Origin of the sequence: Intrasporangium sp., from assembly GCF_032907665.1 — a bacterium.
Classification (GTDB): Bacteria; Actinomycetota; Actinomycetes; order Actinomycetales; family Dermatophilaceae; genus Intrasporangium.
In genome coordinates this window covers 1-6,117 of sequence record NZ_JAJJPG010000172.1, presented here as the reverse complement: position 1 = coordinate 6,117, position 6,117 = coordinate 1, and the positions used below count along the sequence as shown (strand labels likewise).

Sequence of the window (6,117 nt, the reverse complement as noted above, 5' to 3'; positions counted from 1 at the left end):
CGCTGGAGAGGCGCGGGGCGATCTTCGTCGACGAGACCGACGAGGTGCCCGAGGGTGCCACCGTGGTCTTCTCCGCGCACGGCGTCGCGCCCGTCGTCCACGACGAGGCACGCGCCCGCAGCCTCAAGACGATCGACGCCACCTGCCCGCTCGTGACGAAGGTGCACCGCGAGGCGGTGCGTTTTGCGGACGACGACTACGACATCCTCCTCATCGGCCACGAAGGGCACGAGGAGGTTGTCGGCACGTCCGGTGAGGCCCCCGAGCACATCACACTCGTCCAAGGCCCCCACGACGTCGACAACATCACCGTGCGCGACCCCGAGAAGGTCGTGTGGCTCTCCCAGACGACGCTGTCGGTCGACGAGACGATGGAGACGGTCGCACGGCTCAAGGAGAAGTTCCCCGCCCTGCAGAGCCCGCCGAGCGACGACATCTGCTACGCCACGCAGAACCGTCAGCTCGCGGTGAAGCAGATGGCCAAGGACACCGACCTCATGATCGTCGTCGGCTCGCGCAACTCCTCGAACTCCGTGCGCCTCGTCGAGGTCGCGCTCGAGCACGGCGCCCGCGCCGGGCACCTGGTCGACTACGCCGACGAGATCGACGAGGCGTGGCTCGAGGGCGTGTCCACCGTGGGGGTCACCTCGGGCGCGAGCGTGCCCGAGGTGCTCGTCCGCGACGTCCTCACCTGGCTGGCGGAGCGTGGCTACGCGACGGTCGAGGCGGTCGTCGCGGCCGAGGAGTCACTCCTCTTCGCCCTGCCCAACGAGCTGCGACGCGACATCAAGCGGTTCTCGGGTGCCGAGGCAGGGGCCGTGCGCCACGACGCAGCCTTCGAGGACGCCGGCTCCCTGCACTGACCTTCGCTGTCGGCCTCGAGGTGGGTCGTTCGGAGCGTCCCGCGGAGCGTCGATCCCTACGGCCGCCCGCTGCCCAGGACCTGGGTCAGGGCTGGCAGGAGATCTTTCGGCTCGGGGGCTGGAAGATAGCGGCCGCCGGTGAGCTCGGCGATCTGCGTCATCACCTTGGCATCCGGCTCGGTGCCGAGGCCGACGATGTCGATCCGGACCGGCCGGGCCGGATCCTTGAGGGCCTTGATCCGGTCGATGAGGATCTCCAAGGAGGCGCCGTAGTCGTCGTCGTTGGGCCCATCGGCCACGATGACCACTGAGTTGTCGAAACCCTTCGCGAACGAGGTCACGGCCCGCTGGTACGTGGCCGCGATGGTGTCATAGAGACCACGGTCCCCACCCACCGTCTTGTCGAGGTCTGCGATGCTGTTGCGCACCGCGAGGAAGTGTTTGCTGTCACCCACGGCACCCGCGTCGAGCAGCACCTTGAAGTCATCCCCCTTGGTGCCGATGTGGAGCGAGTATGCCCAGAGGGCGAGGGTGTTCGAGGGCTGGATGCCCGCCACCGCACGGCTGACCGCTGCCTTCAGGACGTCGAGCCGGGTGCCACCCTCCGTCCGACGGAGCAGGGACCCGGACACGTCGAGGGCGAGGAGAGTCTGCCGCTTCGGGGAAGCGCTGGCCCACGCGGAGCGGACGGTGCTGAGGACGGCCGCCTCGGGTGCCTCCTTCTCGGTGATGACGCCGTGGAGCGGCGTCGGCACCTGCGCCTCCGGCCCGTCGGGAGTCGTGAACCCGGCCTCCGCGAGTGCGTCCCGCGCCGCGTCGCTGCCGAGGTACTCCTCGAACTCGGCAACGAGCCCCGCGACCTCCGGCTTCTCGTTGATGCTGACGAGGGTGTAGCCGAGGAAGGGCGCTCCCTCCACGGGAGCCACTGCGGCAAGCATCGACCCGGGGCTCGACTCGTTGAAGGCGAGCAGCTGCGCCGCGGGGACGACGACGCCGACCGGGCTCGTCGACTCGGCGGCGGTCTTGAGGTCCGGAACCGGACTGGAGGCGTTGGCGCGGACGATCCCGGTGACCTGGTCGGGAGCGAGGCCCGGTGCGGCCGCACCGATGACGGCGCTGCCGAGAGCGGAGCGATTCGGGTCAGGGACGCGGACCGGCGTGCTCCCGGTGAGCACCGTCGACCACGTGGGGTTGTCGCCCAGCTCGTCCGCGGTGGCGCGGGGCAGTGCCACGACGACGCCGCTGGAGGCGAAGGGGTCTCCCACCGTGAGCTCGCGGGCTGCCAGGGACTGTGCCCGCTGGATCCACTCTGCCGAGTCGGTGACCCATGCGTCCGGCTCCGCGGACGTGCCGATGGTTCCGGCCACGGTGGACGCCTCGATGCTCTCAATGGTGAAGGCGGCACATGGCCCGTCCTCGTGGGTGCTCAGGTCCTCGGCGAGGGAGGCGACGATCGCCGCGACTGCGGGTGCAGCCGCGATCGTGACCGGTGTCGCGTCGTCACAGGAGGCCGGCGCCGCGGCGTGGGACGGGATGGTCGTCGGTGGTGGCTCGGGGCCGAGGAGACGCCACCCGACGAAACCGGCGACCGCCAGTGCGACAACGGTCACGGCCGCGAGGACCGAGTGGCGACGGCGCGCGGCGCGGGTCTCCTGCTCGGTCCTGCGGGTGGCCTCACGAAGCGACTGCTCGTAGGGCCCGATGCGCCGGCCGGCCGGCTCCGGCCCCTCTCCTGATGCGGGCCCCCCACCCGCCGTCACTGTGTACCACCATCCACGCGGCAATTGTCAGGGGGTGACCAGCGGAAGTCCACCCTTTCGACGTGCCGAACTGCCCGCCTTGTCGTAGTCTGTGCAGTTCGGGTCTCGTCAGGCCGAGGCCCCACGCTGCTGTGCCTCCGCGCGATCGACCACTCGCTCTCGCGCCAGATGAGCTTCGTCACGGATGTCGCGACCCTCGTCGTCGAGCAGCTCCGGCGCGCTCAGGGAGCGGGGCGTGGACTCGAGCGGATCCAGGGACAGGTGCTGCTGCTCGGCGATCCCGAGCTCGTGCAGGCGCCTCGCCGTGACGAGGACGCGGGACTCCAGGGTGCCGACGAAGCGGTTGTAGCCCTCCACGCTCCGCGCGAGAGACTGGCCCATGGACACGACGTGGCCCCCGAGGGTGGCCAGGCGCGCATGCAGGTCCTGGCCGAGGGCGAGCAGGTCGCGCGCGTTCTGCTCGAGCGCGTCCTGCTGCCACACGGCTCCGATGGTGCGCAGCACGGCGAAGAGGGTGCCGGGCGAGGCGAGGACGACCTTGCGGCCGAGAGCGTGCTCGTAGAGACCCGGGTCGTCGGCGAGGGCGGCCCCGAGGATGGCCTCACCGGGCACAAAGCAGACAACGACCTCCGGGGAGCGTGTGAAGGCGCTCCAGTAGGCCTTTCCGGCGAGCGCCTCCACGTGGCGACGCAGCGAGGTGGCGTGGGAGCCGAGCAGCTCGGCGCGCTCCTGCGCGCCCACCGTCTCGGCCTGCGCCTGGAGGAAGTGGGACATCGGCGCCTTGCTGTCGATGACGACGTGGCGTCCACCGGGCAGGTTGACGACGGCGTCCGGCCGGACGGTCGCTCCGTGCCTGGAGGTCCGCGTGACCTGCTCGTCGAAGTCGCAGCGGGGGAGGAGACCGGACAGCTCGAGAACCCGGCGCAGCTGGACCTCGCCCCAGGCCCCGCGCACGGTGGAGGCGCTGAGCGCGCTCGCCAGGGTCGCGGTCTCGGTGCGGAGCGACTCGGTCGACCGGCTCACCGCCGTCAGGCGCTCGCCCAGCTCGCCGAACTGCTCGACGCGGTCGCGCTCGAGCGAGCCGACCTGCCGCTCGACCCTGCCGATCGTGTCCCGGAGGGGCGCGAGCAGGGCCGCCGCCTCGGACGACTCGGCACGCGCCAGCTCGAGGTCCTCGAGCCGCGCCCGCAGCACGTCGCGCTCCGCCTCCGCTGCGGTCGCGCGCGACAGGAGCGACCCCCTGGCCCACAGGAAGGCAATGAGCCCGCCGAGGGCGGCGCCGACGACGAGCGCGGCCACGAGTGCTGCGTCCATGCCGCCACCGTCCCAGACCGCACCGACAGCGCCCGGCACGCCACGCCGTCCGAGACGTCTGGTAGACAACCTCCCTGTGAGCGAGTTCGACGAGGCCATCCGGCTCGAGCAGGGGGACAGCCCCACCACCCGGACCGGCACCTTCACCGAGGACTGGATGATCGGCAATGCCGTGAACGGTGGCATCGTCATGGCGGCCGGTCTCACGGCGCTCGGCCAGCACCTGGCCGCAGACCCCACCGAGACGACCCGCCACGTCGACCCCGTCGTCGTCAGTGCCTACTTCATGACCGCCGCCACACCGGGCGGCTTCACCGCGTCGACGGAGGTGATGCGAACCGGCCGCAGGCTGTCGACGGGCCAGGTCAGCCTGCTCCAGGAGGTCGACGGCGACGCGGTCGAGCGGATGCGCGCCATCGCATCCTTCGGCAACCTCGACGCCGTGGTGTCGGACCGACAGTCACCGCCACCTGACCTGCCACCACCCGACGAGTGCCTGTCCTCCGACGATGCCCCGCCCGACTTCCTGCAGCACAGCCGCTTCCTCGACCGGGTCGAGATCCGGCTCGACCCCGAGACCGCGGGCTGGGCGATGGGCAGACCGTCGATGCGGGGAATCATCCAGGGCTGGCTGCGGCTGCGCGACGGTCGGGAGCCCGACACGACGATGCTCGCCCTCGCCCTCGACGCCTTCCCGCCGGTCGCCTTCGACCTCGGGCTCTACGGCTGGACGCCGACGCTCGAGTTCACCGGCCACATCCGCCGCCGGCCCGCCCGGGGCTGGCTCCGGGTCGTCCTCACCACCGAGAACCTCGGCGGCGGGATGCTGGAGGAGGACGCCCGCATCTGGGACTCGACCGGCTCGCTCGTGGCCCAGTCCCGCCAGCTCTGCGGCGTCCGCCCCGCCGGCTGAGGGCGGGAGGGCTGGCACCGAGGGTGGGCTGGGAGCGAGCTCAGCGGCATACGACATGGTCAGGTGTCCGCCGCACGGCCACTAGACTCTTGACCCCGTGGCCCTCACCATCGGAATCGTCGGACTGCCCAACGTCGGCAAGTCCACTCTCTTCAACGCCCTGACCAAGAACAGCGTCCTCGCCGCGAACTACCCCTTCGCGACGATCGAGCCCAACATCGGGGTCGTGCCGTTGCCCGACGAGCGGCTGGCCAAGCTCGCCGAGATCTTCGGCTCCGAGCGGATCATCCCGGCGACCGTGAGCTTCGTCGACATCGCCGGCCTCGTGCGGGGTGCGAGCGAGGGGGAGGGCCTCGGCAACAAGTTCCTCGCCAACATCCGCGAGTCCGACGCGATCTGCCAGGTCGTGCGTGCCTTCCAGGACGACGACGTCGTCCACGTCGACGGCAAGGTCGACCCGCAGGGCGACATCGCCGTCATCGAGACCGAGCTGTGCCTCGCCGACCTCCAGACCCTCGAGAAGGCCGTGCCCCGCCTCGAGAAGGAGGCCCGCATCAACAAGGAGAAGCGGGCCGCCCTCGACAACGCCGTGGCCGCGCAGAGAGTGCTCGAGGAGGGCAGGACGCTGTATGCCGCTGGGTCGGCTGCGGGCGTCGACCTCGAGATGGCGAGGGGGCTGGGTCTGCTGACGACCAAGCCGTTCATCTACGTCTTCAACCTCGACGAGGACCAGCTCGCCGACGAAGACCTCAAGCGCGAGCTCGGCGAGTCGGTCGCTCCCGCCGACGCCGTCTTCCTCAACGCCAAGCTCGAGATGGACCTCATGGACATGGAGGCCGACGAGGCCCTCGAGCTGCTCCAGAGCTTCGGGGCGAAGGAGTCGGGGCTGAACCAGCTCGCGCGGCAGGGCTTCCACACCCTCGGGCTGCAGACCTATCTCACCGCAGGCCCCAAGGAGGCGCGGGCCTGGACGATCGGCAAGGGCTGGACGGCGCCGCAGGCTGCCGGCGTGATCCACACCGACTTCCAGCGCGGCTTCATCAAGGCCGAGGTCGTCTCCTTCGACGACCTGGTGGCGGCCGGGTCCATGGCTGCCGCCAAGGCGGCCGGAAGGGTGCGCATCGAGGGCAAGGACTACGTCATGCAGGACGGCGACGTCGTCGAGTTCCGCTTCAACGTGTGATCAGGGACGTTTGCGCAGGTCATCCCGGTAGGCACCGGGGTGGACGTAGGTGCATCAGCACGCACCGAGGTCCCCGTTGTGTGG

The 6,117-nt window shown here is 70.7% G+C and carries 5 protein-coding genes; 3 read left to right on the top strand and 2 right to left on the bottom strand.

The genetic code is table 11. The annotated features are described in order from the left end of the window. The coding region (locus tag LOY02_RS17280; RefSeq protein ID WP_317183611.1) for a 4-hydroxy-3-methylbut-2-enyl diphosphate reductase at positions 1–863 on the top strand (863 nt) is incomplete at its 5' end. A 56-nt stretch (positions 864–919) separates the two neighbouring features. Here the strand turns inward: LOY02_RS17280 and LOY02_RS17275 are convergent. Both LOY02_RS17275 and LOY02_RS17270 read right to left on the bottom strand, forming a co-directional pair. Continuing rightward, complete coding sequence (locus tag LOY02_RS17275; RefSeq protein WP_317183610.1) at positions 920–2,623, bottom strand: substrate-binding domain-containing protein; 1,704 nt, start codon at positions 2,621–2,623, stop codon at positions 920–922. Positions 2,624–2,731: 108 nt separating this feature from the next. Then, a complete protein-coding gene (locus tag LOY02_RS17270; RefSeq protein WP_317183609.1) occupies positions 2,732–3,937 on the bottom strand; it encodes a DNA recombination protein RmuC in 1,206 nt (401 codons plus the stop codon). Between the two features lie 76 nt (positions 3,938–4,013). Here LOY02_RS17270 and LOY02_RS17265 point away from each other — a divergent pair, with 76 nt between their 5' ends. Beyond that, positions 4,014–4,850 carry a thioesterase family protein gene (locus LOY02_RS17265; protein ID WP_317183608.1) on the top strand — a complete coding sequence of 279 codons (837 nt, stop codon included), beginning with the start codon at positions 4,014–4,016 and terminating at the stop codon, positions 4,848–4,850. 97 nt (positions 4,851–4,947) lie between these two features. Next, the gene (gene ychF, locus LOY02_RS17260) at positions 4,948–6,033 is read left to right on the top strand and encodes a redox-regulated ATPase YchF (RefSeq protein ID WP_317183607.1); all 1,086 of its coding nucleotides are present in this window, start codon (positions 4,948–4,950) and stop codon (positions 6,031–6,033) included. The last annotated feature ends 84 nt before the right edge of the window (positions 6,034–6,117 follow it).